This is a genomic window from Chitinivorax sp. PXF-14 (assembly GCF_040812015.1).
GTDB lineage: Bacteria > Pseudomonadota > Gammaproteobacteria > Burkholderiales > SCOH01 > JBFNXJ01.
This window is the reverse complement of sequence record NZ_JBFNXJ010000003.1, coordinates 158,576-184,346: the sequence shown is the minus strand read 5'-3', so window position 1 is coordinate 184,346 and position 25,771 is coordinate 158,576. Positions and strand designations below refer to the sequence as shown.

The window sequence follows — 25,771 nt, the reverse complement described above, 5'->3', positions numbered from 1 at the left end:
CCCTGCGCGGCAGGGGTAGTGACTGCGGTTGCGCATCGCTGATCGCTCTGGGACAGGAATACCATGAAAAAAGCCGTCATTCTCCTTTCCGGCGGGCTCGACTCCGCCACGGTTCTCGCGCAGGCCCGTGCGCAGGGCTTCGAGTGCTATTGCCTGAGCTTCCTCTATGGGCAGCGCCATTCGGCCGAGCTGGCCGCGGCCCGCCGTGTCGCCAAGGCGCTTGGCGCCAAGGAGCACCGCATTGCCACGATCGACCTGGCGGCATTCGGCGGCTCGGCGCTGACCGACACCTCGATCGACGTGCCGACAGACGGGGTGCAGGAGGGCGTGATCCCGATCACCTACGTCCCGGCACGCAACACCATCATGCTGTCCTATGCCCTGGCCTGGGCGGAGGTGCTCGAGGCGCAGGATATCTGGGTCGGCGTCAACGCGGTCGATTACTCCGGTTACCCGGACTGCCGGCCCGAGTACATCGAGGCGTTCGAGCATATGGCCAATCTGGCCACCCGCATCGCGATCGAGGGTAAGCCATTCAAGATCCACACGCCGCTGATCGCTCTCAGCAAGGCGCAGATCGTGGCCGAAGGCACCCGCCTCGGCGTCGATTATGGCCTCACGGTTTCCTGCTACCTGGCCGATGATGAGGGCCGCGCCTGCGGCAAGTGCGATTCGTGCAGATTGCGCCGCGAAGGCTTTGTGGCCGCGGGTGTCGCTGACCCGACACACTATCGTTAACCGTGCTTGTCGGTCGGTGTTGTTTGCTGACGGAAAAAAATACGGTGCGATTGATTGACAGCTGAAATTCAGTCTGTATAATGCCGCCCTTCCTGGGGGTTGTTAGCTCAGTTGGTAGAGCAGCGGACTCTTAATCCGTAGGTCGAGTGTTCGAGCCACTCACAACCCACCAAAACCAGGGTCGGTAGCTCAGTCGGTAGAGCAGCGGACTTTTAATCCGTTGGTCGCGAGTTCGAGTCTCGCCCGACCCACCAGTTTTTCCCAGGAATCGGTATAATGCGATTCCACGTCAGTTGCAGCAAGATGGGTTGTTAGCTCAGTTGGTAGAGCAGCGGACTCTTAATCCGTAGGTCGAGTGTTCGAGCCACTCACAACCCACCATCTCCCTCCTCTGCTTTATCCAGATCAGTTTCAATTTATGCCTCGGCGTTCGTATGCGCGGTGCGGCCATCGTCCAGTCTTCAGAGCAGCCTTGTTCGTATCGCCAGCATTCGCCCGTGGTACGCCGAATCTCGGTGTGTTGGCGCCTATGCTGGGTATCGACGGCATCAACTATTGGGCTGACTGCCGTTTGGCAATGAAGGGCCGGTTCTCATGGTCGATACCACTCACCTGATCAAGTACTTCTCCGACCGATTGTGCCTTGAGCCAATAGGGTGTTTGCCCTTGAGTCTCGACGGCGCGAGGGTGGGCTGGGTATCCCCTGCATTCGCTGCCGCGTTGCGGGCCTTTCCGGCCACCTTTGCGTGTTCGCCCAGCGGTGTGGCCTTTGCCGCAACCGGAGCCGGCTTGACCGATGCCATGGCTGCGGTGTGTGAGTCCCTGTGTGGCGATGGCTGGTTTCCCGGGTGGCGCGGCGAGCGTTTTGCTTTCACGCCGAGGGGTGGGGGGCGGCCGCTTTTCGACATGGAGCGCGGTGCGTTCCGGCGATTTGGCTTGATGTCCTGCGCTGTTCATCTGAATGGCTACGCTGATGGGGGCGACGCCATGTGGGTGGCGCGACGCAGCGACAGCAAGGCGGTTGATCCGGGCCGCTGGGACAACCTCGCTGGAGGCGGCGTCACTGCCGGCGAGCAGCCTCGGCGCACCCTGCTGCGCGAGGCGGAGGAGGAATCCGGCGTGCCGGCGTCGCTCTCCGCTCAGGCCCGTTATCTCGGGCAATGCCGCGTGTGCAGGGCCGTGGACGATGGCTTTCATGACGAGTGCCTGTATCTCTACGACCTCGACCTACCGGCCGGATTTGCACCCGTTGGCCGGGATGGGGAAGTTGCCGAGCACGCCTTGCTGGGTATCGAGCAGGTGCTGGCGCAGATTGTTGCCGATCGCTTCACCGTCGATGCGGCGCTGGTGATCGTCTGGAGCCTGCTGCAGCGGGGTGTTTGGCCGGCCCCCCTGGCTGCGGAGTTGCATGCCATGTTGCGCCGCTTGACAGAGAGCAGTGCTTGATGAAAGGGAATGCAATAGAATAGGGCGCTTGTCATGCCGCGTGAGCATGGCCGTGGCCTCACGAATGGCCAAGATCAACAAGAACGACTACCCCAATGCCCTGCTCACCCGTCGACCTTGCTCAAAAAAATCAAGCACTGCTGATGACTTGGCAGCGCTATCGCAAGGCTCCCAGCTTCGAGAATTTTGTCGAATTCGCCGTGTCGCTCAACAGCTTCACGGAGTTCCTGATCGATAAGGCGGTCAGTGGGTTGCTGCACGCCAGTCGCGAGCTTGAGCAGATCGCCCTGTCACTGTTTGGCGATGAGCACGCCCATCCGGTATCCGACATGGCAATGCAGGACCTGCATGAGCGGGTCCATGCGCTCTCCCGTCTGGTCGAGAACTATATCCAGGTGACCGAGCGCCTGGATGAGCGCCGCCAGAGTAGTGCGGCGGCTGAGCTGCGTCAGGCGGGCAACCTCTGGTTTGTCGGCCATAGCACCGATCCGTGGCAGGACTTGCTGGCTCAGCTTGGCTATTTCGGCGTCACCATACGGAGCCTGCCTTGGGGGCAGCCCCTGCCTGTCGATGCGCCACCCAACCCACTGATCCTGTTCGACATCGCCGGGCAGCAGGAGGGTGACTGGGCCGCCGGGCTCAAGGCCATGCGGAACGAGCACGGGCTGGCACAGATCATCTGCCTGTCGGTGCCGTCGGATTTTCGTATGCTGCAGCTGGCGCTCAAGAGCGGGGCGGACTGGTGTTTCCCGGTGGGTTCAGCCCTGCAGGGGGTGGTCGCACAGATTCTCGAGCTCAATGATCCGCAGGATCAGGAGCCGTTCCGCGTGCTGGTGGTGGAGGATTCGCTGACCGCATCGCGCGTCATTCAGCGTGCGCTGGAAGAAAATCAGATCATCACCCAGGCGATTCACGACCCTTTGCAGGTACTGGATGCGGTACGCCAGTTCGTGCCAGACCTGATCCTGATGGACATGTACATGCCCAACTGCACCGGGGTCGAGGCTGCGCGCGTGATTCGGCAGCACAACGAATTCCTGTCGATCCCGATCGTTTATCTCTCGGGTGAGACCGATGTGGCGCTACAGGTCGATGCCTTGCGGCTGGGCGGCGATCATTTCCTGACCAAGCCGTTCAACCCGGTGTTCCTCAACGCCATCGTCAAGAGCAAGATCGAGCGCTATCGGGCGCTGCGGCGGTCGATGTATCACGACAGCCTGACTGGCCTGCTCAACCACACGAGCACCAAGACCGCGCTGGATGCCGCGCTGACGCAGACACAGAAGGAGAAGGTGCCGCTGGCGGTCGCCATGCTCGACATCGACTACTTCAAGAAGGTCAACGACACCTACGGCCATCCCGTCGGCGACCAGATCATCCGTAGCCTGGCCTGGCTGCTCAAGCAGCGCCTGCGCAAGCACGACATCGTGGGCCGTTACGGTGGCGAAGAGTTTGTCGTCGGCCTGGTGGGGGCGTCCGCAGAGCAGGCCGCCGCCGTGATCAACCGCATTCGCCAGGATTTTGCCCTGATCGAGCACCCTTACCGCGAGACTCGCTTCAACATCACGTTCAGTGCAGGGGTGGCGGATTCCCTGGCGTTTGCCAGCGTCGATGACCTGGTCAACGCGGCGGACGAGGCGCTTTACGTATCCAAGCGTGGCGGGCGGAACCGCGTCAGCACCGCTGCAGTCGAAGAAGTTCCGGGTTGATGATTGCCGTGATTGATTTTGTCAATCAGGTATAACTTTTCGATATGTTAGAATTTACGCATTCAATTGCGTATTGACTGATGCCGCGATGATCAAACAGCGCACCCTCAAGAATCCGATCAAGGCTGGTGGCGTGGGCCTGCACTCGGGCGACCGCGTTACCCTGCATATGCGTCCCGCACCAGTCGACACGGGGATCGTGTTCCGACGCGTCGACCTGCCCGAGGTGCCGGAGTTCGTGGTGGCGCCCGACCTGGTCAATGACACCCGCCTGTCGTCCACCCTGGTCAAGGATGGCGTGCGCGTCGCGACGATCGAGCACTTGATGTCCGCGTTTGCCGGCCTGGGTATCGACAACATCATCGTCGACATCGATGCGCAGGAAACGCCGATCATGGACGGCAGCGCGGCAACCTTCGTGTTTCTACTGCAGCAGGCCGGCATCGTCGAGCAGCACGCCGCCAAGCGCTTCGTGCGTATTCTGAAGCCGGTCGAGGTGCGCGACGGCGACAAGTGGGTCAGGCTCGATCCGCACAATGGCTATAAAGTGTCGCTGACCATCGAGTTCCGTCACCCGGCAATCAGCAGCTCCAGCCAGTCGGTCACCATCGACTTTGCCGACACCAGCTTCGTGTCCGAGATCAGCCGTGCTCGCACCTTCGGCTTCATGCACGAGGTCGAGATGATGCGTGAGATGGGCCTGGGGCGGGGCGGCAGCTTCGACAACGCCATCGTGCTCGACGAATATCGCGTGCTCAACGGCGATGGCCTGCGCTACGAGGATGAGTTCGTCCGGCACAAGGTCCTCGATGCGATCGGTGACCTCTACATCCTCGGCCACCCGTTGATCGGTGCCTTCTCTGGCTTCAAGTCCGGTCACATGATGAACAACAAGCTGCTGCGGGCGCTGTTGGCCGATCAGAGTGCCTGGGAATGGGTGACGTTCGAGCGTCCCGAACAGGTGCCCAACTCCTTCCATCGTCTGCAGCCGTTGGCGATCTAAACCCGGATCATGGGCTGGCTCAGGCTGCTGGGTGTGGTGCTGGCCCTGGTTTGCACTGGGCTTGTCCTGCTGGCGTTCGCGACGCGCGAGCGCCGCTATCTGAATCACGCCATCCTTGCTCGCCAAGACTGGCTTGGTGGCCTTTCTGCTGATGGTGGTCTATTTCGCCGTGGCGCGCTTGCTTGACGGCCCCTAGTCGAAACGAATCAGCTTGCGCTGACGGCGGATCAGCGCGTCCAGGCTCGCCTTGAGGCGGGTATCGTGTACCTGCTCGCTGCAGCGTTCCAGCGATGCCAGTGCCTCATCACTCATCACCGCGCGCTTGGCCGGTTTGTTTGGGGGCACGTTCACGGCCACCTTGACCTTGAGGTCGCTGACGGGAATCCCGGCCTGCTTGAGCCGCTCGATGATGCTTGGCGCCTGGTTGCGCAAGCGGGTGGCAAGGCTGCCGCTCGATGCAAAAATCACGAGCGCCGTGCCATCCCACCGTACCACCTGCATGCCTTGGCCTTGATTGGGCAGCAGGGGCGCGATCCTGTTCTGCAGCGCCAAGGTCTGCAGTGCGCGCTTGAATACCGAGAGTTCACTTTTCGGTAATAAATCGAGGAGTTGGGGCATATCGGCTTGAATCTTTGCGCTAAGACCTAATCTTATCGAGCTGGGGCCTCTGCGCCAAGGTCAACTCAAGCGCGGCCCATCCGTTGATTCGTTGCGCTGTCATGCCAGGCGATGGAGTGCTGTGATACCATGCAAAGGTTTTGCATCGACCGGCAAAATGCCGATGGAATAGCCGCGAACACGGCTCTGCCGTCAAGAATTGTACAGCCGTGGGGGTGATAGATATGCTCTCCGGCATTTGCAAAAAACTTAAAGAAGCCGCAACCCGCGCGGCACAATGATAAGAAACGCCCATGATTGCCAACGTCCTCAAGAAGATTTTCGGTAGCCGCAACGACCGTCTGATCAAGCAATATCGCCAGACTGTCACCCGTATCAATGCCCTGGAAGAGGGGATTGCCAAGCTAACGGATGCGGAGTTGCAGGCGAAGACGGGCGAGCTCAAGGCCCGCCACGAAAAGGGCGAGACGCTCGATCAACTGCTGCCGGAGGCCTTTGCCGTCTGCCGCGAGGCATCGAAGCGGGTGCTGAAGATGCGCCATTTCGACGTGCAACTAATCGGCGGCATGGTGCTGCACTATGGCAAGATCTCGGAGATGCGCACCGGTGAAGGCAAGACACTGGTCGCGACGCTGCCGGCCTACCTGAACGCCATCTCCGGCAAGGGCGTGCACGTCATCACGGTCAACGACTACCTGGCTCGCCGCGATGCGGAATGGATGGGGCGCCTGTATAACTTCCTGGGCCTATCGGTCGGCATCAACCTGTCGCAGATGGAGCACGACACCAAGCAGCAGGCCTATGCCGCCGATATCACCTACGGCACCAACAATGAGTTCGGTTTTGACTATCTGCGCGACAACATGGTCTATTCGCCGGAAGAGCGTGTGCAGCGAGGCCTGAATTACGCCATTGTCGATGAAGTCGATTCGATCCTGATCGATGAGGCGCGTACGCCGCTGATCATTTCCGGCCAGGCCGATGACAATGTCGACCTCTATCAGCGCATGGATGCGGTGGCTCCCAAGCTGATCCGCCAGGAAACCGAGGAAGGCGACGGCGACTTCTGGGTCGATGAAAAGGCGCATCAGGTCAATCTGTCCGAGGCCGGGCACGAACATGCCGAAGCCTTGCTGGTCGAGGCCGGCATGCTGAGCGAGGGGGACAGCCTTTACTCCGCGGGCAATATCTCGCTGATGCACCACCTCTATGCCGCCTTGCGCGCGCATAACCTCTACCATAAAGACCAGCACTATGTGGTGCAGGACGGCGAAGTCGTCATCGTCGATGAGTTCACCGGCCGCCTGATGGCTGGCCGCCGTTGGTCGGAAGGCCTGCACCAGGCGGTGGAGGCCAAGGAGTGCGTGACGATCAACAAGGAGAACCAGACCCTTGCCTCGATCACGTTCCAGAACTATTTCCGCATGTACAGCAAGCTGGGCGGGATGACTGGTACGGCGGATACCGAGGCTTACGAATTCCAGCAGATTTATGGTCTCGAAACCGTGGTGATCCCGACGCATCGGCCGATTTCGCGCAAGGATACGCTGGATCAGGTCTATCGTACGGCCAACGAAAAATTCAAGGCCATCAATAATGACATCAAGGACTGCCAGCGCCGCGGGCAGCCGGTGCTTGTGGGCACTACCTCGATCGAGGCGTCGGAGCTGCTGTCCGACCTGCTGAACAAGGAAGGCCTCTCGCACAACGTGCTCAATGCCAAGCAGCATGCGCGTGAGGCAGAGATCGTCGCCGAGGCCGGTCGCCCGGGGATGATCACGATTGCCACCAATATGGCCGGCCGCGGTACCGATATCGTGCTGGGTGGCAATATCGAGAAGCGTATCGTTGCAATCGAGTCCGACGAGAGTCTGTCCGAGGCCGACAAGCAGGCCCAGGTCAAGGCTGTCCGTGACGAATGGCAGAAGGTTCATGATCAGGTGCTGGCCGCGGGTGGCCTCCACATCGTCGGTACCGAGCGCCATGAATCCCGCCGTATCGACAATCAGCTGCGCGGCCGTTCCGGCCGTCAGGGGGACCCAGGCTCGAGTCGCTTCTATCTGTCTTTGGACGACCCGCTGCTGCGCATCTTTGCCGGCGACCGTGTCGCAGTCATCATGGACCGCCTCAAGATGCCCGAAGGCGAGGCGATCGAGCATCCATGGGTAACCCGCGCCATCGAAAATGCCCAGCGCAAGGTTGAAGGCCGCAACTTCGATATCCGCAAGCAGTTGCTAGAATACGACGATGTGGCCAACGATCAGCGCAAGGTCATTTACCAGCAACGCAATGAGTTGTTGGAAGCCGACGACATTTCGGAAACCGTCACCGGGATGCGTGAAGGGGTGATCCAGACGATTTTTGAAACCTATGTGCCACTGCAGAGCATCGAAGAGCAGTGGGATATTGCCGGTCTCGAAAAGGCGCTTGCCAGCGAATTGCTGCTCGAGGTGTCCATTCAGGACTGGCTCAAGGCCGACAACCATCTGGATCCCGATGGCATGCTGCACCGCCTTGCGGACGAGGCAAACCGCGCTTATGGAGCCAAGATCGAGTTGGTTGGCGCGGGCACCATGCATCAATTCGAACGCGCCGTGATGCTGCAGAATCTGGATCACGCCTGGCGTGAACATCTAGCGGCTCTGGATCACCTCCGCCAGGGTATTCACCTGCGTGGCTATGCGCAGAAGAACCCTAAGCAGGAATATAAGCGAGAGGCGTTTGACCTGTTCTCCGGTATGCTCGATCGTGTGAAGCGTGATGTGACGCAAATCCTGATGACTGTGCAGATTCGTGGTCAGGAAGATGTCGAAGCCGTCGAAGAGAGCCTGCACGAGCCTGATAACATGCAGTTGCGCCACGCAGACTTCGGCTCGGCCCTGGCGGGTGGGGCGGCTGATCTGGAAGCGGGCGATGAGACAGGGGCCGAGCCGGCCGCTGCGGGTGCGTACACCCACGTTGGGCGAAACGATCCCTGCCCATGTGGATCGGGCAAGAAATACAAGCAGTGCCATGGCAAGCTGAACTGAGCGTGTCCCGCCGTTGCAACAGAACCCGCCCTTGTGGCGGGTTTTTTGTTTGCCGGGCCTCCTGATGGTGGGGGGGGCATCAAGGCAAACAAAAAGCCAACCCGCAAGGGTTGGCTTTATATTCTGGAGCGGGTGAAGGGAACATTTCCAATCAGCCAACCCGTTGACTGACAACGGATTTATCCTGTTTGCTCCACAAGATATGACCGTATATTGTACCAGTGGGGCACGCTAGTCAACGCAGCGCGTCCACCGTTGTCTGCCCTCGACCACCAACAGCCGACGCGGTCTGCTTAGGCGTCAGCCTGGTCAGCAGTCCGCCCACTCAAGCGCTTCACTCGGCTGATGAAGCGCTTCAACGGCTCGGAGGGCTCGCCCCCGCGTCGCACCAGATAGGTCGCGAGCATCGGCGGTGCACCCGCCAGCGGCCGTGTCGCGATGTCCGGCCGGTTCAGCGCCTGAACCTGCGAAGCGATGGCGAAGCCGATCCCGTAGCCCGCTCCGATCAACGTCAGCATCACCCCCAGGCTGGTCACGTGGTCGACCACCTTCAAGGGCAGCTCGGCTCCATCGAGCAACGCCTGGATCTGGTCGTGGCAGCCCGACGCCGCGTCCGGGTGGCATAGCACGAGCGGGAACTTCACCGCGTCTGCGAGCTTGACGTCTTTGTGTGCCAGCAGCGGGTGGCGCGCGGGGACGATCACCGACAACTGATCGATCCACATCGGCTCGGCTACCAAGCCGTCATTGACCACCCCCGAGAGCGCAAAGCCTACGTCCAGCAGGTCGGTGTGCAAGCCCTTGAGCTGCTGCGAGAACGGCAACTCGACGACGCGAATCTCCAGCTCCGGTTCTTCCTCGCGGCTGCGCGCGAGCAAGGTGGCGATCCGGGGCTGGGCCAGGCTGTCGCAGATGGCAATGCGCAGGTAGCTCTGGTAGCCCTGCGCTGCCGCCTTTGCGGCACTCACCGCCTGCTCTACCGTGGCCAGCACGCGCCGGCTCTCACCGAGGAACACTTGTCCGGCCCAGGTCAGTCGAGTCTGGTTTGCACTGCGGTCGAACAACTGCACGTCGAGCCTGGATTCAAGATGACGCATAGCGCGGGACACGGGCGATTGCTCGATGCCAAGGCGCTCGGCCGCACGCGCAAAATGCAGTTCTTCTGCAACCGCGACGAAGTAGCGCAGTAGTCTAAGTTCCAATGCGGACTCCTACTCGGCGTTTTCGCGTGGCGAAGGGAAACCGCCCCCTTCGCTTACGCGGGACCGCACGTGACACACTCGCGGCATATGACTCTCGTCGTTTAGTCATTCAGCCGCACGGCCGTGAGTTCGCTGCAGTGGGTGCCATTCTCCAATTCCAACAGCTCGGCAATTGGAGTTGGACCAAGACCATCTTCCATACCTAGCGAAGTAGAACGGCAAGCTGCCGTTTCAGCGTTTCCGGAATGGCTTCGGCGGGAGTAACCACAGCGCTCTGTAGGGCGTTATGCGCGGGAGAATCAGGTTTCTCGGCACCTAAGACCCGGATCGCTTCGGCCGCCACCAGCTTGGCGCGTTCTGCATTCGTCATCAGATTGGCGATAGCCATGTCGGCTGTAACGTGGGCCTCCCGAGGGTGCCAGCAATCGTAGTCGGTCACCATGGCCAAACTGGCATAGGCCATCTGCGCTTCTCTCGCCAATTTTGCTTCCGGCATGTTGGTCATTCCGATGATGCTGGCGCCCATACTGCGATACCAGTTCGACTCGGCTTGGCTTGAAAACTGCGGGCCCTCGATGCAGACGTAAGTGCCACCTTGATGAAGGCGCACATCAACTGGAAGAACGGTACGAACGGCTCGCGACAAAACTTCGCAGGTCACTGAGCAGACCGGCTGCGCCATGGAAACGTGCGCGACCACCCCTTCCCCGAAGAAAGTGCTGTCCCGGCGTTTGGTCAAGTCGATGTACTGATCCGGCAGGACGAAGTTCAGCGGCGCCATGTCCTCTCGCAGTGACCCCACTGCCGAGAAGGACAGGAGGTAGCGAGCCCCCAGTTGCTTGAGCGCATAGATGTTGGCGCGATAGGGAACCTCCGACGGCAGCAGGCGGTGGCCACGCCCGTGGCGCGCCAGAAACGCGACTCGAATACCGTTCAAGTCCCCAGTCACTACGACGTCCGAGGTGGAGCCGTAGGGTGTCTGGATACGCTCCTCGCCAACATGCTCAAGGCCATCCAGTTGGTACAGCCCGCTTCCACCGATGATGCCAATTAGTGCGTCGCTCATATCGTCCTTATCCAGATCACGAAAGATGCGTCTTGGTCGTGCGAAGGGATTCATTTCTTACACCGTTCAAATTGGAGTTCGTGCGCTGTAAGAACGAAGCATGTCCGAGCGACCAATCCTCAAACGATCTGACTGGAGAACTTCGAATGAGCCCTACCGTTTTGCTGGCGCGGCCGCATACCTTCATTGTTTCCGAGATGAAGCCTTTTCTCGAAGAGGCTGGCTTCAAGGTTTCCAAGGCCGAAAGGGTAACGGAGCTGGCTGACCTGTCGCGTGGCTGCGTTGGCGCTGTGATTTCGCTTGCGGTGAGTTCTTCCATGGATGCTTCTGCGGAAGAAGTCATCAAACATCTGCGACAAGCGCGCCCCACCTTACCGCTGCTGTTTGCCGCGTTATTGCCTTACGCCAAAGCCAAGGAAAGCCTGGAGCGCATAGGAAAGCAGGCAGGACTAAGTCCCAAGGTTCTTGGACTGGACGACGGCGGGCTCAACCGATCCGAGCTAGGCAGTCCCACCGGACTTCTGTATCTGAGCAAGGACGATTTGGCGGGGCCAGACACCCGACAGCAGGCGATGCATGCCATTCGTCGTCATTTTGGTCTGGATCGCAGATGAAAAGACTGATCCTCGCTGGAGGCGGGCATGCCCATCTCGCGGTGTTGCACCATCTGGCGAAGTGTCGCCCAAAAGGATTGTCCATCACCCTGGTGACACCGTCTTCCTTTCAGCACTACTCCGGCATGCTGCCGGGGTGGATGGCGGGTGTGTACCCGCTGGAGAAGATCCGCATCGATCTGCGCCCGTTGTGCGCCGCCGCTGGTGTTGAACTGATCGAGTCGTCCGTCGTCGGCATGGACGCAGATCGTCGCTGCGTTGCGCTGCCAGACAAGCGTCACTTGGAATATGACCTTTTGTCGCTCGACACCGGCTCTGAAACCGATGGCTCCTGGTTTGAAGATGTTGGCCAGAACTTGCTCGCGGTCAAGCCATTGGATGACTTTGTGGTGGCGTGGCCAAAATGGATCACTTCCGCCCGCAGTCGCGAGCGTGTTCATGTCGCCGTCATTGGCGGTGGCGCGGCGGGCTTTGAGTTGGTCATGGCAGCGCGCGAAGCGCTGCGCGGCGTCAATCAAATTGACATGGACTTGGTTGCCGGGGACTCTGGCTTGTTGCCCGGGCATGGACGGGCAGTGCGTCAGCGTGCCCTGCGCTGCCTGCACCAGGCCGGGATCGCAGTACATGAGCAGCGGGCGGTTGGCGTTCCCAATGGCATCATGTTGGCCGATGGCCGCGAGCTACGTCCGGATCTCGTGCTGCTCGCAACGGGGGGGCGAGCGCCTTGCTGGTTGAAACTGTCCAAACTGACGCTGGACGAGTACGGTCATATCGCCGTTGACGCCTTCCACCGAACCTTGTCGCACAGTGACGTGTTCGCGTCGGGCGATGTCTGTGCGCGCACCGATGTTGCAATGGCTCGATCAGGCGTTCACGCCGTTCATGCAGGCCCCATCCTCGCGCAAAACCTGACTGCCGCATTGTTGGGTGAACGCCTGCATGCCTATCATCCAAGAGCCACATCCTTGTATCTGCTGGCCTGCGGCGAACGTCGCGCCATTGCGTCCTGGGGCGGCTTCAGCGCCGAGGGGCGATGGGTGTGGCGCTGGAAAGACAGCATTGATCGTCGTTTTATCGCCCGCCAATTGCGCTTGCCGCCGTAGGCACCCGCCTGAACGCACAAGAATGGAGGAACGCCATCATGCCCTTGCTAACTTCGCTGAGTCGATGGTTATCCAATGAGGATTGTCTCGATCCGCAAGATGCGACCACGCATGCCTCGCATCTGCTGGCCAGCTTGATGACCATGGCGTGGGCGGTCGAGGCGCGTGACCCCTATACCGGTGGACACCTGTGGCGCGTGTCGCGCTACGCCAGGCTGGTTGCGGAGCAGTTGGGCTACGGCGAAGCCGATGCTACCCGCATCAGCCTTGGGGGATTCCTGCACGACTTGGGCAAGATCGCCGTTCCAGACGCCATCTTGCGTAAGACCGGAGCCTTGACTGACGAGGAGTACGCCGTCATCAAGACCCATCCAGACGTCGGACTCAAGCTATTGGCCGGGCATCCGTTGGTCGAGCTGGTGCAGGATGCGGTACTGCTGCATCACGAGCGTCCGGACGGTCGCGGTTACCCAAGAGGTTTGGCTGGTGACGCGGTTCCTCCAATGGCGCGCATCGTCGGGGTTTGTGATGCGTTCGACGCGATGACCAGCCACCGCCCATACCGGCCGGGCATGCCGCGAGACCGGGCCTTGTCCATCATTGGAGAAGCACAAGGTGCGCAGTTTGATTCTGTGATTGCCGAGGTTGTTCTGGAGATGGGTGGGCGCGGCGTGCTGGATCATGTGATCAGTCACAGCGATGACGGAATTCCATTGCGCGAGTGCCCCATGTGCGGTCCGACTCTGGTGATCAGACGTGAACACCATGCAGGCGATCACGTCTATTGCCGCAACTGCACGGGAGAATTTGAACTCCGTGACGAGCACGGCCTGTTGTGCGCCGTCCCCACCGGCTGCAAGGGGCAAGCTGCCGATCTGACGCCCGACATCGATGCCGCACTGATCGCCCGGACGGTGCAGGACGCCGTTTCGGCGTTGCCCGCGCAAGAGTTGCTCAAGGCATGCGCACTGCCAGTATCAGGTAAACGATGAAACTCGGGATCAAACTGTGGTTTTCGTCGCGCATTATCGCGGGTGCGGTCAGGATTGCCTTGTTCGTTGGTACGGTGCTGAATGTCATTAATCAGGGGCCTGCGTTAATCGGAGGACAGGGATTGGACTGGTGGCGACTTGGGCTCAATTACGTGGTACCGTACTTGGTTTCAAGTTATTCAGCGGTTCGTAATGAACTCAGCAGGAGAGGGAATGGCTGACACAAACATAATAATACTCGCCGATGATGGTCAGTCACGTCATCCGAACCCTCGCGGCTGGATGAATGATGCGGTGTTTCTGGAAGACCTGCGCCGCCAAATGGTGAAATTCGCCTCGCAGCAATTATCCGACGCTCATTTGGCGGAAGATGCGGTTCAAGAGGCGCTGATTGGTGCAATGAAAAACTCGCAGAAATTCGCCGGGCGGTCGGCATTCAAGACTTGGGTCTTTGCCATTCTCAAGAACAAGATTGCAGACACATTGCGCCAGCGCCATCGCTTGGTTGAGGTTAGTCAACTTCTTCACACTGACGAGGAAGATGAAGATTTTCAGGAGCTATTTGATCGTAAAGGCTTCTGGCAGATGGATGAGCGTCCGCAGGAATGGGCAAACCCCGAGATCGCGATCAAAAATTCAGAATTCTGGCGGATATTTGAAACCTGCCTCGATCATTTGCCGGGACAGCAAGGTCGCGCTTTCATGATGCGTGAATTCATAGAACTGGACTCGGATGAAATTTGCACGGCACTCAACCTGAGTGTTAGTAATTTAAATGTCATGTTGCACCGCGCGCGATTGCGCTTGCGAGAGTGTTTGGAAAATCGCTGGTTTCTGGAGGGTGAATCATGCTGAATTGCCGTGAGGCCACCCGCCTGATGTCGGAGGCACAGGAACACCCACTCAAGTTGGGTGACAAGCTCTCGCTCAAAATGCACGTCATGATGTGCAGCGGATGTCGCAACTTTGGCGAGCAGATGCACACGCTGCGGCAGATCACGCGTGCCTATACCGAAGGTGCTGATGAGTCGGTGCCACCGCCGCCTCATCGAGACGATAAGGGAGCGCCTTAATTTTGATCTGACCTAGCGTGCTGCCAGTGCAAGCGCGTGTAGTCGAACCCGTTTTCGAGCGTGGGTTTCACGACCGCGAAATACGGAGAGACATCAAAGTCTCGCGGCGCGAACAGGCTGTGGTGGCGGACTCGCAAAATTTCCTCGACACAGGCTGGGCAATCCGGTCGATCTGCGGAGCGTTGCTCGACGATGGGCAGAATCGGGTAGCGAATGGATTGGAAGGACTGCGCGATCAGGGTCGAGCAGATGGCGCGCGTTGGGTCGCCGCTGCCGAGGTGAATGAGCCTGCGGCGCCAGCGTAGCGGAACTGGCGGGGTGGGCAACAGGTAGCGCGCCAAATCGAAGACATTGCGCAAATCGTACTGGTGCCCCAAACGTTGGATGGCATGCAAAATCAGTTGCCGTCTGTCGTGCTCCTGCAATCCCACCGGGCGACAAATTCGGGTGTGCAGTCCGGAAAATTCCTCGATACCGACACTGCGCACTCCCTCGATGGTATCGGCCTCGACAAAGCAATGCGAACCGTCTTTGCCCGCCATGCGCAGGGCCTCGAATCCAACAAACAAGGCGGCGTGCGACCAGGTTGATTGGGTCAGGTACTTGATCGCCGTGCTGATGCGACTGTTGCCTTCAACAAGCAACACATCGCCGGGTCGAAGGCAGGCCAGTAGGCGTTCGTTGGCCACTGCCGGTGCGCTACTGTGAACATGAACCGGACGGGACAAGTAGGCGGCGAGAGCCGCCCCGATCCGGCCGAGCAGCGCATTCATGGAACGCTCACCTCACCTTGGGCTGCTGCGCGCAGCGCCGCGCGATCAGGTGATCCAGTGACAGTGCCCCCGGGCCCTTGGCAATCAGATACAACAGGACGGCAGCCCAAGTGCCATGGATCGGATAGGCATCCGGGTAGACGAAGATCTCAATCACCGCCGTCATGCCCAGCAAGCCGAGCGCCGAGAATCGCGTGGCCAGGCCGATGAGCAGCAGCAGCGGAAACAGGTGCTCGGCAAACGCGGCCATCGGCACCGCGAGTTCCGGCGGTAGCAGCGGCAGGCGATATTCGGTGCGGAACAACTCCAGCGCGCTGTCCGACAGGTGCGGCCAGCCGAGTTGGACTTGGCCGCTGACGAGGTCGATGGCCAAGCCTTCGATCTTGGTCTGGCCCGATTTCCAGAACACCGCCGCGATGGAAAACCGTCCGACAAAGGCAATCAGCGAGTGTGGAATGCAAGACAGCATGGTGATGGCCGATCGAACAGCCTGTGCCGGAACAGATGAACAAAGCATAGTCATGGTCGGTCTCCTCAAATCTCAGTGGGTTCCACCGCGGTGAGCGCGCGCGTTTGCAGCAGCAAGGAAAAGATTCGGGCCATGTCCAAATCAACGCTGGCGGCGCACTTCTCATAAACCGTTTCTAGACTTTGGCCAGCCATCAACTCACTCAGAAAGTCAGCCGCCGCCGCGCTCAGCGGAACAATCTGAACCGTAAGTTCCGGGCGCACCACCAACGCGGCCTCTGCGGTGGCCGGGTCGATGGCGCAGCCCTCGCCCTCCACTTGGTGCGCCTGCCAGATTGAAACCACGGCATGGCTTGAGCGGATCAGGCGTACCGCCGGGGCAAACCGCAAACGGGTGACGGCCAGACGCTCGGGCTGGGCCAATCGTTCAGCCAAGACGGGTGTTGGCAGGCTGTCTACGTCGGCGGCATGAAAGGCACACACATAGGCCCACTCCAGCCGAGCGACATCGGCCAAATAAGGCAGGCTGGCAGCGGCCTCGAAGTTGGCAATGAAATCGGGGAAATCCTGCCCGTAGAATGCCAGCACCGGCGAGGTGGGTGGATGCTTGCGGGCGTGCTCACGCGCCATGGCATGAAAGAAGTCCTCGCCGACGAGTTGCTGCACGACCGGGAAAGTATCGGCCAGAGCGTCGATCAGCGAGATCACGACGTTGTTGCGATACACCGCATAGCGCGCCGCCGGGTCGGAGCCGTTCCAAGCCGTAAGGCCCGCTGGGGGCGGCAGTTTCGGGTCGAGCAGCGGCTTGGCGAAGGATTCCATCACGCTTGCTCCATCAACGCAGCCCGGCTTTGTTCGGTCGAATCCAATATGATCCGTTCGGCGGCCTGCGCCTCGGCGAGCAACACTGCAAACGACGGGATGTTCTGATCGCGCTCGATCAAGGTGGGAGTCGGCCCGAGCCGAGCGATCGTGTGCCGGTACAAAGCCCAGACGGCCTCGGCTACCGGAGCGCCGTGACTGTCGATGAGCAGCCTCGCGCCAGCGGCGTCGATGTCTTCGGCAAACCCAGCCAGATGGATCTCGCCCACCGCTGCTAACGGCAAACTGTCGATGTAGGCAACGGCGTCGCGCTGGTGGTTGACGGCGCTGACGTAGGCGTTGTTGACATCGAGCAGCAGACCGCAGCCGGTACGTCGCACGATCTCGGCGATGAAGTCGGCCTCCGGCCAAGTGGATGCCTCGAACTCGACATAGGTAGCCGGGTTCTCTAGCAGCATCGTGCGCTTGAGCGTGGACTGGGTTTCGTCGATGTGCTCACAGACACGACGCAGCGTGTCATCGGTATACGGGGCCGGCAGTAGGTCGTTATAGAAATTCTCGCCATGGCTAGACCAGGCCAGGTGTTCGGAAAAAGACTCCGGCTGATAGCGGTCGAGTAGCGTCTTGAGCCGTTCGAGGTGGGCGCGATCCAGGGGCGCTTCGCCGCCGATGGAGAGTCCGACACCGTGGATCGAGAGCGCGAAGCGCTCGCGGATTTTCGTCAGGTAGTGGTGAAAGGGGCCGCCCGCGATCATGTAGTTCTCTGCGTGAACCTCGAAGAAACCCAAGGAGGGCGGGACTTCGAGAATGTCACGGAAATGCTCGGGCTTGAGCCCGAGACCGGCGCGCAGCGGGAGTGCCGTGCGAGGCGAGGAATCAACTTGAAGATAGTTCGTCATCGCACGGCTCCCGAGCGCCTTAGGCCTTTTCCTTGAATTCCTTGAGCTGACCCATGCCCGTGGACGAGGTCGGTGAAGCGGTTTTCTCGCAAGTGCCGGCGGGAACCAGCTTGAACGAATTGCCCTGATAGTCCTTCTTCGCCGTGCCTGCGCAGGTGGTACCCGCTCCGGCCTTGCAGTCATTTTTGCCCTTGAGGGCGACGCCGAAGCACTTCTCCTTGCCGGCCATCATGTCGTCAGCGGCAGAAGCGGGCAGCGCGGCAGTAATGAGTGCTGCGCCAAGCGCGAGGGTGAGTGCAGTAACGGTGGTGCTTTTGCTCATGGTGAACTCCTATTTAAGTGAAGAATGCGGCGAACCACTGAAGCCCCCGGAGCAAAGGCGCGCATGACGTGTGCCGTTCACCGTGGGTAAGCAGTAGTCGTTATCGACCACCGGGTTCTTACAGTGATCTCGATCAGTGAGCAGAAAGGAGGGGGTCCAGCCGCCCTTGACGATCCAATTCAGCTAGATCGTCAAACCCTCCGACATGGGTTTCGCCGACGAATATCTGCGGCACGCTTCGCTGGCCGCCGCTTTTGAGCAGCATCTCCTCGCGCTTTCCAGGGGCAGTGCCGATATTGATTTTTTCGAACACTATGCCCTTGCGCGTGAGCAGATGTTCGGCGCGAACGCAATATGGGCACAAGTCAGTGCCATAGAGTGTGACGGGTTTCATGGTTCAACCCACCCTGTAAGCCGCGAAACGTTCATCCACCTCTGTGCCGAAAGCGTGATTCGAGTAGTTACTCAGCACCTTGACGGAAATGGCCAGAATGATGTTGAGCAAGTGGCTTTCGTCAAATCCGACATCCAGAAACTCCTGAACCCTGGCCGCTGTGGGCTGGCCCAGGTTCTTCACCAATTCCTGCGTCATTGCGAATAGCGCCGCCAAACGTGCATCCGGGATTGGCTGTCCGGTATGGATCGCCTGCAGAACATCACCCGGCACGCCGGACATTTTGTCTGCAATCATGCTGTGAGCAGCGGTGCAGTAGTTACAGCCGTTGACTCGACTGATCGCCAGAAATACGACCTCTTGTTCGGTCGGACTGAAGCCAGACTTTTGGCGAAAAGCGGAGTAGCCATGCAGATAAGTCGACAGAACGCCAGGCACATTCACCATGTTGGCATACATGTTTGGAATGAAGCCGACTTGTTTGAGGGCGGTGTCGAGCAGTGCTTTTTGGTCACCTTGCGCTTGAGTGTGGTCGACAGCGGAAAGGGTTTTGATGTAAGCCATGAGTTTCTCCTTCAATGGGTTGGCTGCTTGCAAGATCACGCACGATTGCAACGATCCAGCCTATTCATCGTAGATCCGCAATGATCAAGAAAGTTGATCATTCGTCTCAATGAAATGACCGATAGTGCTGTGCAGACTACCAGCGCAGCCAGTCGGAAGGCGATTGGCCAAACTTGCGGACGAAGGCTCTATGCAACGCGCTGGAACTCCCGTAACCAACCTTCAATGCCACCGTCTTACTCGGAATGCCTTTCGCCAACAGGCGTTGTGCAAGCATGAGGCGCCAGGAGGCCAAGTAATCTGCAGGCGTGCCGCCCGTGACCAGGTGAAAGTGCTGGGCGAAACGGGCTCTGGACATTCCTGCTAATGCAGCCATAGCGGATAAATCCCATTTGTCAGATGGATTCTGATGGATGGAGTCCAGCGCCTTGGCCAGCTTAGGGTCGGATAAGCCTGCTAATGCGCCACCAGATATTTGTCCTTGCTCCAGGCAGTGGCGCAGCATACGAATCATCAATACTTCGCAGAGGCGATCTAGCACCCCCTGGCGACCGCTGCGATCTTCAAACGCCTCAGCGAACATGATGTCTAGGATGGGTTCAATTTCCGCAAAATCGCGCAATTCAAGGATAACCACCTCGGGAAGAGAGTCGGAAATCGGATTGCGACCGCCACTACCTGTAAGAACCGTGGCGCAGACGACGTCAGCACCATCGCGGTCGTCGGCGATGAGCCGGTGACGTTCTGGTCGCGGCAGATAGAGCAACGTCGGCAGCACGATCAGGGTATCGGGCCTTCCAGGATTAATGAATTTGACCGGGCCCCTTTTTATTAGATGAAGATGACCACGCTGTTCGTCGCGATCAAAGTCGTGGAGACCGCAAATGTTGCCCGTGTAAAAAACACCTGCACGCAGGGAAAAATGATTGAGAAGCCGATCCAACGGACTTGTCATAGAGATGTTGGCTCAACCTGAGAACGAACGGCAGTGAAAAGCCCTTCGAAGTTGTCGAGAGCAAAATCGCAATCCGGATTCGGGATCGGATCGGGCGGCGGCTCGCAGCCCCACTCATTGGGCCTGCGAACAAATGCCGTCTGGAAGCCGCAGGCACGGGCGGCATTGAGGTCGAAGTTGTGGCAGGCGACCATGAGGATCTCCGATGGCTCTATGCCCAGCCATTTCGATGCCTGCAGATAGGCGCGCGGATCGGGTTTGTAGTAGCCGATGGCCTCGCAGGAGATGACCGCATCCCAGGAAATGCCGTTCAACCGCGAGACATCCACCACCAGCGAAAGCGGGAGCATGGTGAAGGAGACGACTGGGTAGAGCGATCTGATTTCGCGCAAAGGATCCGCAAAATCACCCCATGCTGACAGCTTGTGCCAAGCTTGGGCGATTCGTCGTTGATCCTCATTGGAGAACGCCTGCAATCCATAGGACTCGAAAATCTCATTCAACACACGGAAGTGGACATCGTCCATATTGAATGAGGGTTGGCATTGCCCGACAATGGATCTCATTGCAAGGCGCCGGTATTGATTGGCAATTGCGCCCCAATCCCTTTCCACGCCATGCGATCGCCCAATGGCGGCAAATGCATCCCTGACTCCTGAGTGCCAATCCAGGACGGTGCCTCCAGTATCGAACGCCACTGCTTTGATTTGCATGGAATCTTCTCCTTAGAACGTGCCTAAAACCGGGTGGTCAACTTCGTCAGCCAGGCAGGTGATGCGTCCACCAGCCAGGCTTCAACGGGCTTGTCGGCCCCCGACAGGATCATGGCGGCCAAGGCGATCATGACCGCTCCGAGAATCATCTTGCCGGTTTTGCCCGCCTGCATGAGCTTGCCGCGCATCTTCACCATGGCGCTGCGCCCGACGTAAGCAAGGGCCACCACGGGGAAAGCTGCCCCTGCACCGAAGACGCCCATCAACAGGGCAACTTGCGGCAGATGTGATCCCTGACTGGCCAGCACCACGGCAGCGCCGAGGGTCGGCCCCACGCATGGGCTCCAGACCACGCCCAGCACTAGGCCGATGGCGAACTGGCCCCAAAGGCCTGAGAGATTCATGCGGGAGATCAGGTTGTTGCCGGCATCCCCGATGCCGAAAGTGGCCGAGGCGAAGCGTTGTTGCAGGCTGCCCGACATCAGCACCAGGCCCAAGACCCCGAGGATCGCTGCGCCCACGCTGCGAAAGATGGCGGAGTCCAGATCTAAGGCGGTGCCGGCCCAGGCCAATCCAGTCCCGATGATGGCGTAGGAGATGGCCAGGCCGCCTGCCAGGGCGAGCGGCGCGCGTGGGTGCGCGTTCGCTGCCGTCCCCAGCAGGATGGGGATGATGGGCAGCACGCATGGCGAGAGCGTCGAGAGGATGCCTGCCAGCAGCCCGAATCCGTAGGAGCCGAACCCGAACTCCATCAGTTGACCACCTTCTTGATGAGGCCTTCTATCCCTTCTGGCGAGGTGTCACCCACAGAGCGCCCAGTTTCCTTGCCGCCCTTGAACGCAACCAGAGTGCTTTGCATCGTCACCTTGAACTTCTTGAGCGTGGGCTTGGCCGAGTCGAAGTCGATGTTCATCAATGTCACATCCTTGTAAGCGGGCCGCTTCATCAAACCTTCGACGATGGGTTTTTGTTCCTTGCAGGTGGGGCACCAGGTTGCGCTGATGTCGAGCACGACGGGCTTGCCCTCCTGGGCCAGCTTGTCGAACTCCGCTTGGTTGAAGGCCTTGATGTCGCCAGCCATGGCGAGAGATGCAATGGATGCGAGGGCAAGAAGAATTACGGTCTTGACGGGCTTCATAAAAAGTCTCCTGGGCGGTTATGGGTAGTGATGGATGGCATTTGGTCGCTGCAACAACCCTGGTTCTTACACAAAGATGGCCGCCGTCCTGTCTATGTAAGAAATTGACCAGCGCTGACGACAGAGGGCACAAGGGGGGACGAAACCCCGCGCATACCTCAAGGAGTCCTTTGATGCACGCTACGCTGCCCTTGCTGGAAGTCAGTGACTTTCCCGCACTCCACCGTCAGGTGCTGACCACGCTGCAGGTCAATCTCGGTTATCGCTGCAATCAGTCTTGTGTGCACTGCCACGTCAACGCGGGGCCCAACCGCAAGGAAATGATGGATGAAGCGACGATGGCGCTGATCCCTGCGGTGCTAAGTGCGAGAGACATCCAGACGCTGGACTTGACGGGAGGGGCCCCGGAACTGCATGTCGGTTTCCGTTCCCTGGTGCGCGCCGCACGCGAGTTAGGGGTGCACGTCATTGATCGCTGCAATCTGACGATTCTGTTCGAACCGGGGCATGAGGATCTCGCCGAGTTCCTCGCCGCCAATCGGGTCGAGGTGGTCGCTTCGTTACCGTGTTACAGCGCGGACAACGTCGACAAACAGCGGGGCAACGGCGTGTTCGACAAGAGCATCGCCGCCTTGCAGAAACTCAATGCGCTGGGTTACGGACAGCCCGGCAGCGGCTTGACCCTCAACCTGGTCTACAACCCGCAAGGTCCCAGCCTGCCGCCGGATCAGGCCACGCTGGAAGCGACCTACAAGCGCGAGCTTTTCGAGCACTTCGGCATCGTGTTCAATCAATTGTTCGCGCTGGCCAACATGCCGATCAACCGCTTCGGTTCCTGGCTGATTTCCAAGGGTCAGTTCAATGCCTACATGGGGCTGCTCAAAAGCAGCCACCGCAGTGAAAACCTCGCGCAAGTGATGTGCCGAAGCCTGGTCAGCGTCGACTGGCAAGGCCATCTATTCGACTGCGACTTCAACCAGCAATTGGGCTTGTCCTTGCAAGGCAGCCGCGTGCATCTGCGCGACTTGCTGCAAGAAGACTTGCAAGGCGCTCCCATCCGCGTTGCCGACCACTGCTTTGCCTGTACGGCGGGTTGCGGCAGCAGTTGTGGTGGGGCTTTGAAGCAAGGGGAGCGCCCATGAGGTCAGCGAAATTCTGGCTACTGCTCCTGATCGCGGCACTGCTGGGGCTGTTTTTTTACTTCAACGGGGCGCAGTGGCTGTCGTTTGCCGCCCTGAAGTCTGGGCTGACTCAGCTTCAGGCGTGGCGTGAATTGCATTCGCTCTGGATGATGGCGGGGTTCTTTGGGCTGTACGTCCTGGTAGCGGCGCTTTCCTTGCCGGGAGCCGCTGTCATGACGCTGGCTGCCGGTGCGTTGTTCGGCTTGGCGTGGGGCACCCTGCTGGCTTCGTTTGCCTCCAGCGTGGGCGCGCTGCTGGCCTTCCTCGTGGCGCGTTACCTGCTGCGCGACCTCGTGGAGGCACGGTTTTCAGCAAGGCTGGCGTCGATCAATGAAGGCGTGAACCGGGATGGGGCTTTCTACTTGTTCACGCTGCGCCTGGTGCCGGTCATTCCCTTCTTCATGATCAACCTCTTGTTGGGATTGACCCGCATGCGCGCCCGCACGTTTTACTGGGTCAGCCAGTTGGGCATGCTGGCTGGGACGCTGGTTTACGTGAACGCGGGAACACGGCTGGCGCTGATCGAAGCGCCTTCCGACATTCTCTCCGTGTCATTGCTGGCCTCATTCGCGCTGCTGGCGGCATTCCCTTGGCTGGCCAAGGCGACTATCGGATGGATCAAGCAGCGCCGTGTCTATGTGCGCTGGCAACGGCCGAGCCGATTTGATCGCAATCTGATCGTGATTGGCGCTGGCGCGGCCGGGCTGGTGACGTCTTACATCGCCGCTGCGGTCGAGGCCAAGGTCACGTTGATTGAGTCGCACAAGATGGGGGGCGATTGCCTCAACTACGGATGCGTTCCGAGCAAAGCGCTCATCCGCAGCGCGAAAGCCGCGCATCAGATGCGTCATGCAGCCGATTTGGGGCTCGAATCCACAATGCCTGCGTTTTCATTCAAGCGTGTCATGGCGCGGGTTCATGGCGTGATTGCCGCCGTGGCACCGCATGACAGTGTGGAGCGTTATACCCAACTCGGCGTGGAGGTGCGCCAAGGTCATGCCCGTTTGATCAATCCATGGACGGTCGAGATCACCGATCAAAGCGGCAAGGTGGAGCAGTTAAGCGCCCGTAGCATCGTTCTGGCGACCGGCGCACGCCCTTTCGTGCCGCCGCTACCGGGGCTGGAATCGATCAACTACCTCACCTCAGACACCCTCTGGGATCGCCTCAAGGAACGGGATCATGCGCCAGAGCGGCTTATCGTGCTCGGCGGCGGTCCAATCGGATGCGAGTTGGCGCAGAGCTTTGCGCGACTGGGCTCCACAGTGACGCAGGTCGAAATGCTGCCTCGGCTGATGCTGCGAGAGGACGACGAGGTGTCGAGCTTCGCCCGTCGCGCCCTTGAGGGCGATGGTGTCCATGTGCTCGTCGAACATCGTGCGCTGCGTATCGAACAGGAAGCTGGTTCCAAATACCTCGTCGTTGCCGGAACGGCCGGGGAGCAGCGCATCGCGTTTGACGAGATTGTGGTCGCCGTGGGTCGGCAGGCCCGGCTGGAAGGGTTCGGCTTGGAGGCGCTGGGCATCCCCACCCAACGCACGATTCAGACCAATGAATACCTTGAAACGCTCTACCCAAACATCTTCGCCGCGGGCGATGTGGCCGGGCCCTATCAATTTACCCACACTGCCGCGCACCAGGCGTGGTATGCGGCGGTCAACGCGCTGTTTGGTCGCTTCAAGCGCTTCAAAGTGGACTACTCCGTGATCCCCTGGGTGACGTTTGTCGATCCCGAAATTGCGCGGGTAGGCCTCAATGAGCGCGAGGCTAGGGAGAAAGGCATCGCGTTTGAGGTAACCCGCTATGGCCTGGACGACCTGGATCGCGCGATTGCCGAAGGTCATGCCGAAGGCTGGATCAAGGTGCTGACCGAGCCGGGCAAGGATCGCATTCTGGGCGTCACGATTGTCGGCGCGCATGCCGGGGAATTGCTCTCCGAGTTCGTGCTGGCCATGAAGCACGGGCTGGGGCTTAACAAAATCCTGGCCACGATCCACCCGTATCCCACTTGGGCCGAGGCCAATAAATATGCGGCGGGGGAATGGAAGCGCGCCCACGCACCGCAGCGGGTATTGCGATGGGTGGAAGCCTATCACCGCTGGATGAGGGGATAAGCCGATGTATTCAACGATGAAAGTTTGGCTGCGCAGACTGGCCGTCGCCATCACGTTCTCCTTGGGGGCTGCGACGGCCTATGCCCAAACGCCACAGGGCTTCGATCACGGCGCATGGAGCCAGATGCTTCAGCGACATGTGCGCTGGATTAGCGACGGCCATGCGAGCACCGTGAACTATCAGGGTATGGCGACCGACAAGGATAAGTTGCAGAACTATTTGACGGCCCTGTCAGCCGTATCGCGCCAGACCTTCGATGGTTGGTCGCGGGAGGCACAGTTGGCGTATCTGATCAATGCCTACAACGCCTTCACGGTGCAGTTTATTCTGACCCGATACCCGGATTTGAAGTCCATCAAGGATCTGGGTTCCTTCATCCAGTCACCCTGGAAGAAGCCGTTTGTGTCTTTGCTCGGGCAAACCCGTTCGCTGGATGACATTGAACACGGATTGATTCGCGGATCGGGGCGCTATCGTGATCCGCGTATCCATTTTGCGGTCAATTGCGCCAGCATCGGCTGCCCGGCGTTACGGCCCGAAGCCTATGGCGCGGAAAAACTTGACGAGCAACTCGAAGACCAGACCAAGCGCTTCTTGGGCGACCGGACGCGAAACCGGATCGCGGACGATGCGCTGGAGGTTTCCCCCATCTTCAAGTGGTACCGCGAGGATTTCGAGCAAGGCTTCCGTGGCGATAAGGCGTTGCCGGATTTACTGGCGCGTTATGCCGGTGTGGCCGGACTGAACGCCGCGCAAGCGAACGATCTGCGCGGTGGAAGGCTGGCGATCCGCTTTGGCGATTACGACTGGCGTCTCAATGACGGCCGGAGGTAA

At 59.6% G+C, this 25,771-nt stretch carries 29 protein-coding genes and 3 tRNA genes; 18 read left to right on the top strand and 14 right to left on the bottom strand.

Translation table 11 applies throughout. The features are described from left to right. Nucleotides 1-63: 63 nt before the first annotated feature. From queC to ABWL39_RS05705, 8 genes are all read left to right on the top strand, one after another. A complete protein-coding gene (gene queC, locus ABWL39_RS05740; RefSeq protein WP_367787975.1) occupies nucleotides 64-738 on the top strand; it encodes a 7-cyano-7-deazaguanine synthase QueC in 675 nt (224 codons plus the stop codon). Between the two features lie 96 nt (nucleotides 739-834). Further along, a tRNA-Lys gene (locus ABWL39_RS05735) sits at nucleotides 835-910 on the top strand. A gap of 6 nt (nucleotides 911-916) precedes the next feature. After that, nucleotides 917-992 (top strand) — tRNA-Lys (locus tag ABWL39_RS05730). A gap of 51 nt (nucleotides 993-1,043) precedes the next feature. Further along, nucleotides 1,044-1,119: transfer RNA gene (locus ABWL39_RS05725), tRNA-Lys, on the top strand. A gap of 213 nt (nucleotides 1,120-1,332) precedes the next feature. Next, entirely contained in the window at nucleotides 1,333-2,184 is an 852-nt protein-coding gene (locus tag ABWL39_RS05720) for a DUF4743 domain-containing protein (protein ID WP_367787973.1), read from the top strand. A 143-nt stretch (nucleotides 2,185-2,327) separates the two neighbouring features. Then, nucleotides 2,328-3,893 carry a diguanylate cyclase gene (locus tag ABWL39_RS05715; RefSeq protein ID WP_367787971.1) on the top strand — a complete coding sequence of 522 codons (1,566 nt, stop codon included), beginning with the start codon at nucleotides 2,328-2,330 and terminating at the stop codon, nucleotides 3,891-3,893. A gap of 88 nt (nucleotides 3,894-3,981) precedes the next feature. After that, entirely contained in the window at nucleotides 3,982-4,896 is a 915-nt protein-coding gene (lpxC, locus tag ABWL39_RS05710; protein ID WP_367787969.1) for a UDP-3-O-acyl-N-acetylglucosamine deacetylase, read from the top strand. A gap of 9 nt (nucleotides 4,897-4,905) precedes the next feature. Beyond that, on the top strand, nucleotides 4,906-5,082 hold the full coding sequence (locus tag ABWL39_RS05705) for a hypothetical protein (protein WP_367787967.1): 177 nt from the start codon (nucleotides 4,906-4,908) through the stop codon (nucleotides 5,080-5,082). Between the two features lie 6 nt (nucleotides 5,083-5,088). Here ABWL39_RS05705 and ABWL39_RS05700 read toward each other — a convergent pair whose 3' ends face one another. Continuing rightward, nucleotides 5,089-5,514: a DciA family protein gene (locus ABWL39_RS05700; RefSeq protein WP_367787965.1), complete on the bottom strand. Its 426-nt coding sequence runs from the start codon at nucleotides 5,512-5,514 to the stop codon at nucleotides 5,089-5,091. A gap of 293 nt (nucleotides 5,515-5,807) precedes the next feature. Here ABWL39_RS05700 and secA point away from each other — a divergent pair, with 293 nt between their 5' ends. Continuing rightward, the gene (secA, locus tag ABWL39_RS05695) at nucleotides 5,808-8,543 is read left to right on the top strand and encodes a preprotein translocase subunit SecA (protein ID WP_367787963.1); all 2,736 of its coding nucleotides are present in this window, start codon (nucleotides 5,808-5,810) and stop codon (nucleotides 8,541-8,543) included. Nucleotides 8,544-8,836: 293 nt separating this feature from the next. Here the strand turns inward: secA and ABWL39_RS05690 are convergent, their stop codons facing one another. Then, complete coding sequence (locus tag ABWL39_RS05690) at nucleotides 8,837-9,745, bottom strand: LysR family transcriptional regulator (RefSeq protein ID WP_367787961.1); 909 nt, start codon at nucleotides 9,743-9,745, stop codon at nucleotides 8,837-8,839. A gap of 202 nt (nucleotides 9,746-9,947) precedes the next feature. Next, nucleotides 9,948-10,811 (bottom strand): S-methyl-5'-thioadenosine phosphorylase, encoded by an 864-nt coding sequence (mtnP, locus tag ABWL39_RS05685; RefSeq protein WP_198110544.1) that lies wholly within the window; start codon nucleotides 10,809-10,811, stop codon nucleotides 9,948-9,950. Between the two features lie 146 nt (nucleotides 10,812-10,957). On the opposite strand from mtnP, the gene ABWL39_RS05680 reads away from it, so the two are divergent. From ABWL39_RS05680 to ABWL39_RS05655, 6 genes are all read left to right on the top strand, one after another. Further along, a complete protein-coding gene (locus tag ABWL39_RS05680) occupies nucleotides 10,958-11,425 on the top strand; it encodes a hypothetical protein (RefSeq protein WP_198110532.1) in 468 nt (155 codons plus the stop codon). Beyond that, nucleotides 11,422-12,528: an FAD-dependent oxidoreductase gene (locus ABWL39_RS05675; RefSeq protein WP_367787958.1), complete on the top strand. Its 1,107-nt coding sequence runs from the start codon at nucleotides 11,422-11,424 to the stop codon at nucleotides 12,526-12,528. Before ABWL39_RS05680 ends, ABWL39_RS05675 begins: the two co-directional genes overlap by 4 nt. A gap of 38 nt (nucleotides 12,529-12,566) precedes the next feature. After that, entirely contained in the window at nucleotides 12,567-13,520 is a 954-nt protein-coding gene (locus tag ABWL39_RS05670) for an HD-GYP domain-containing protein (protein WP_367787956.1), read from the top strand. After that, nucleotides 13,517-13,741: a nitrate/nitrite transporter NrtS gene (nrtS, locus tag ABWL39_RS05665; protein WP_182594296.1), complete on the top strand. Its 225-nt coding sequence runs from the start codon at nucleotides 13,517-13,519 to the stop codon at nucleotides 13,739-13,741. The genes ABWL39_RS05670 and nrtS overlap by 4 nt, the downstream gene beginning before the upstream one ends. A gap of 61 nt (nucleotides 13,742-13,802) precedes the next feature. Further along, complete coding sequence (locus ABWL39_RS05660; RefSeq protein WP_182594437.1) at nucleotides 13,803-14,375, top strand: RNA polymerase factor sigma-70; 573 nt, start codon at nucleotides 13,803-13,805, stop codon at nucleotides 14,373-14,375. Next, the gene (locus ABWL39_RS05655; protein WP_182594297.1) at nucleotides 14,369-14,593 is read left to right on the top strand and encodes a zf-HC2 domain-containing protein; all 225 of its coding nucleotides are present in this window, start codon (nucleotides 14,369-14,371) and stop codon (nucleotides 14,591-14,593) included. The genes ABWL39_RS05660 and ABWL39_RS05655 overlap by 7 nt, the downstream gene beginning before the upstream one ends. Here the strand turns inward: ABWL39_RS05655 and ABWL39_RS05650 are convergent. The 11 genes from ABWL39_RS05650 to ABWL39_RS05600 form a co-directional block, all read right to left on the bottom strand. Next, the gene (locus tag ABWL39_RS05650) at nucleotides 14,590-15,366 is read right to left on the bottom strand and encodes a YiiX/YebB-like N1pC/P60 family cysteine hydrolase (RefSeq protein ID WP_367787953.1); all 777 of its coding nucleotides are present in this window, start codon (nucleotides 15,364-15,366) and stop codon (nucleotides 14,590-14,592) included. The genes ABWL39_RS05655 and ABWL39_RS05650 overlap by 4 nt on opposite strands. Before the next feature lie 7 nt (nucleotides 15,367-15,373). Then, complete coding sequence (locus tag ABWL39_RS05645) at nucleotides 15,374-15,883, bottom strand: DoxX family protein (RefSeq protein WP_367788238.1); 510 nt, start codon at nucleotides 15,881-15,883, stop codon at nucleotides 15,374-15,376. A gap of 17 nt (nucleotides 15,884-15,900) precedes the next feature. After that, nucleotides 15,901-16,656 carry a DUF2063 domain-containing protein gene (locus tag ABWL39_RS05640; RefSeq protein WP_367787951.1) on the bottom strand — a complete coding sequence of 252 codons (756 nt, stop codon included), beginning with the start codon at nucleotides 16,654-16,656 and terminating at the stop codon, nucleotides 15,901-15,903. Continuing rightward, nucleotides 16,656-17,555, bottom strand: a complete 900-nt coding sequence (locus tag ABWL39_RS05635) for a DUF692 domain-containing protein (protein WP_367787949.1) — start codon at nucleotides 17,553-17,555, stop codon at nucleotides 16,656-16,658. The genes ABWL39_RS05640 and ABWL39_RS05635 overlap by 1 nt, the downstream gene beginning before the upstream one ends. A gap of 19 nt (nucleotides 17,556-17,574) precedes the next feature. Beyond that, nucleotides 17,575-17,877 carry a DUF2282 domain-containing protein gene (locus ABWL39_RS05630; RefSeq protein WP_182594302.1) on the bottom strand — a complete coding sequence of 101 codons (303 nt, stop codon included), beginning with the start codon at nucleotides 17,875-17,877 and terminating at the stop codon, nucleotides 17,575-17,577. Between the two features lie 133 nt (nucleotides 17,878-18,010). Beyond that, the gene (gene grxC, locus ABWL39_RS05625; RefSeq protein ID WP_182594303.1) at nucleotides 18,011-18,271 is read right to left on the bottom strand and encodes a glutaredoxin 3; all 261 of its coding nucleotides are present in this window, start codon (nucleotides 18,269-18,271) and stop codon (nucleotides 18,011-18,013) included. A 3-nt stretch (nucleotides 18,272-18,274) separates the two neighbouring features. Continuing rightward, complete coding sequence (locus ABWL39_RS05620; RefSeq protein ID WP_367787946.1) at nucleotides 18,275-18,835, bottom strand: carboxymuconolactone decarboxylase family protein; 561 nt, start codon at nucleotides 18,833-18,835, stop codon at nucleotides 18,275-18,277. A 136-nt stretch (nucleotides 18,836-18,971) separates the two neighbouring features. After that, on the bottom strand, nucleotides 18,972-19,778 hold the full coding sequence (locus tag ABWL39_RS05615) for a cupin domain-containing protein (protein ID WP_367787944.1): 807 nt from the start codon (nucleotides 19,776-19,778) through the stop codon (nucleotides 18,972-18,974). An 8-nt stretch (nucleotides 19,779-19,786) separates the two neighbouring features. Next, nucleotides 19,787-20,503 (bottom strand): haloacid dehalogenase type II, encoded by a 717-nt coding sequence (locus tag ABWL39_RS05610; RefSeq protein WP_367787942.1) that lies wholly within the window; start codon nucleotides 20,501-20,503, stop codon nucleotides 19,787-19,789. Between the two features lie 23 nt (nucleotides 20,504-20,526). Then, nucleotides 20,527-21,255, bottom strand: coding sequence for a cytochrome c biogenesis CcdA family protein (locus ABWL39_RS05605; protein WP_182594307.1), 729 nt, complete (start codon nucleotides 21,253-21,255; stop codon nucleotides 20,527-20,529). Continuing rightward, on the bottom strand, nucleotides 21,255-21,641 hold the full coding sequence (locus ABWL39_RS05600; RefSeq protein WP_367787940.1) for a thioredoxin domain-containing protein: 387 nt from the start codon (nucleotides 21,639-21,641) through the stop codon (nucleotides 21,255-21,257). The genes ABWL39_RS05605 and ABWL39_RS05600 overlap by 1 nt, the downstream gene beginning before the upstream one ends. Nucleotides 21,642-21,814: 173 nt before the next feature. On the opposite strand from ABWL39_RS05600, the gene arsS reads away from it, so the two are divergent. Genes arsS through ABWL39_RS05585 form a run of 3 tightly spaced genes read left to right on the top strand, consistent with a single transcriptional unit; the run spans nucleotide 21,815 to nucleotide 25,771 of the window. Next, nucleotides 21,815-22,783: an arsenosugar biosynthesis radical SAM (seleno)protein ArsS gene (arsS, locus tag ABWL39_RS05595; protein ID WP_182594309.1), complete on the top strand. Its 969-nt coding sequence runs from the start codon at nucleotides 21,815-21,817 to the stop codon at nucleotides 22,781-22,783. Further along, nucleotides 22,780-24,936 (top strand): FAD-dependent oxidoreductase, encoded by a 2,157-nt coding sequence (locus tag ABWL39_RS05590; RefSeq protein ID WP_367787937.1) that lies wholly within the window; start codon nucleotides 22,780-22,782, stop codon nucleotides 24,934-24,936. The genes arsS and ABWL39_RS05590 overlap by 4 nt, the downstream gene beginning before the upstream one ends. Nucleotides 24,937-24,952: 16 nt before the next feature. Then, complete coding sequence (locus ABWL39_RS05585) at nucleotides 24,953-25,771, top strand: DUF547 domain-containing protein (RefSeq protein WP_367787935.1); 819 nt, start codon at nucleotides 24,953-24,955, stop codon at nucleotides 25,769-25,771.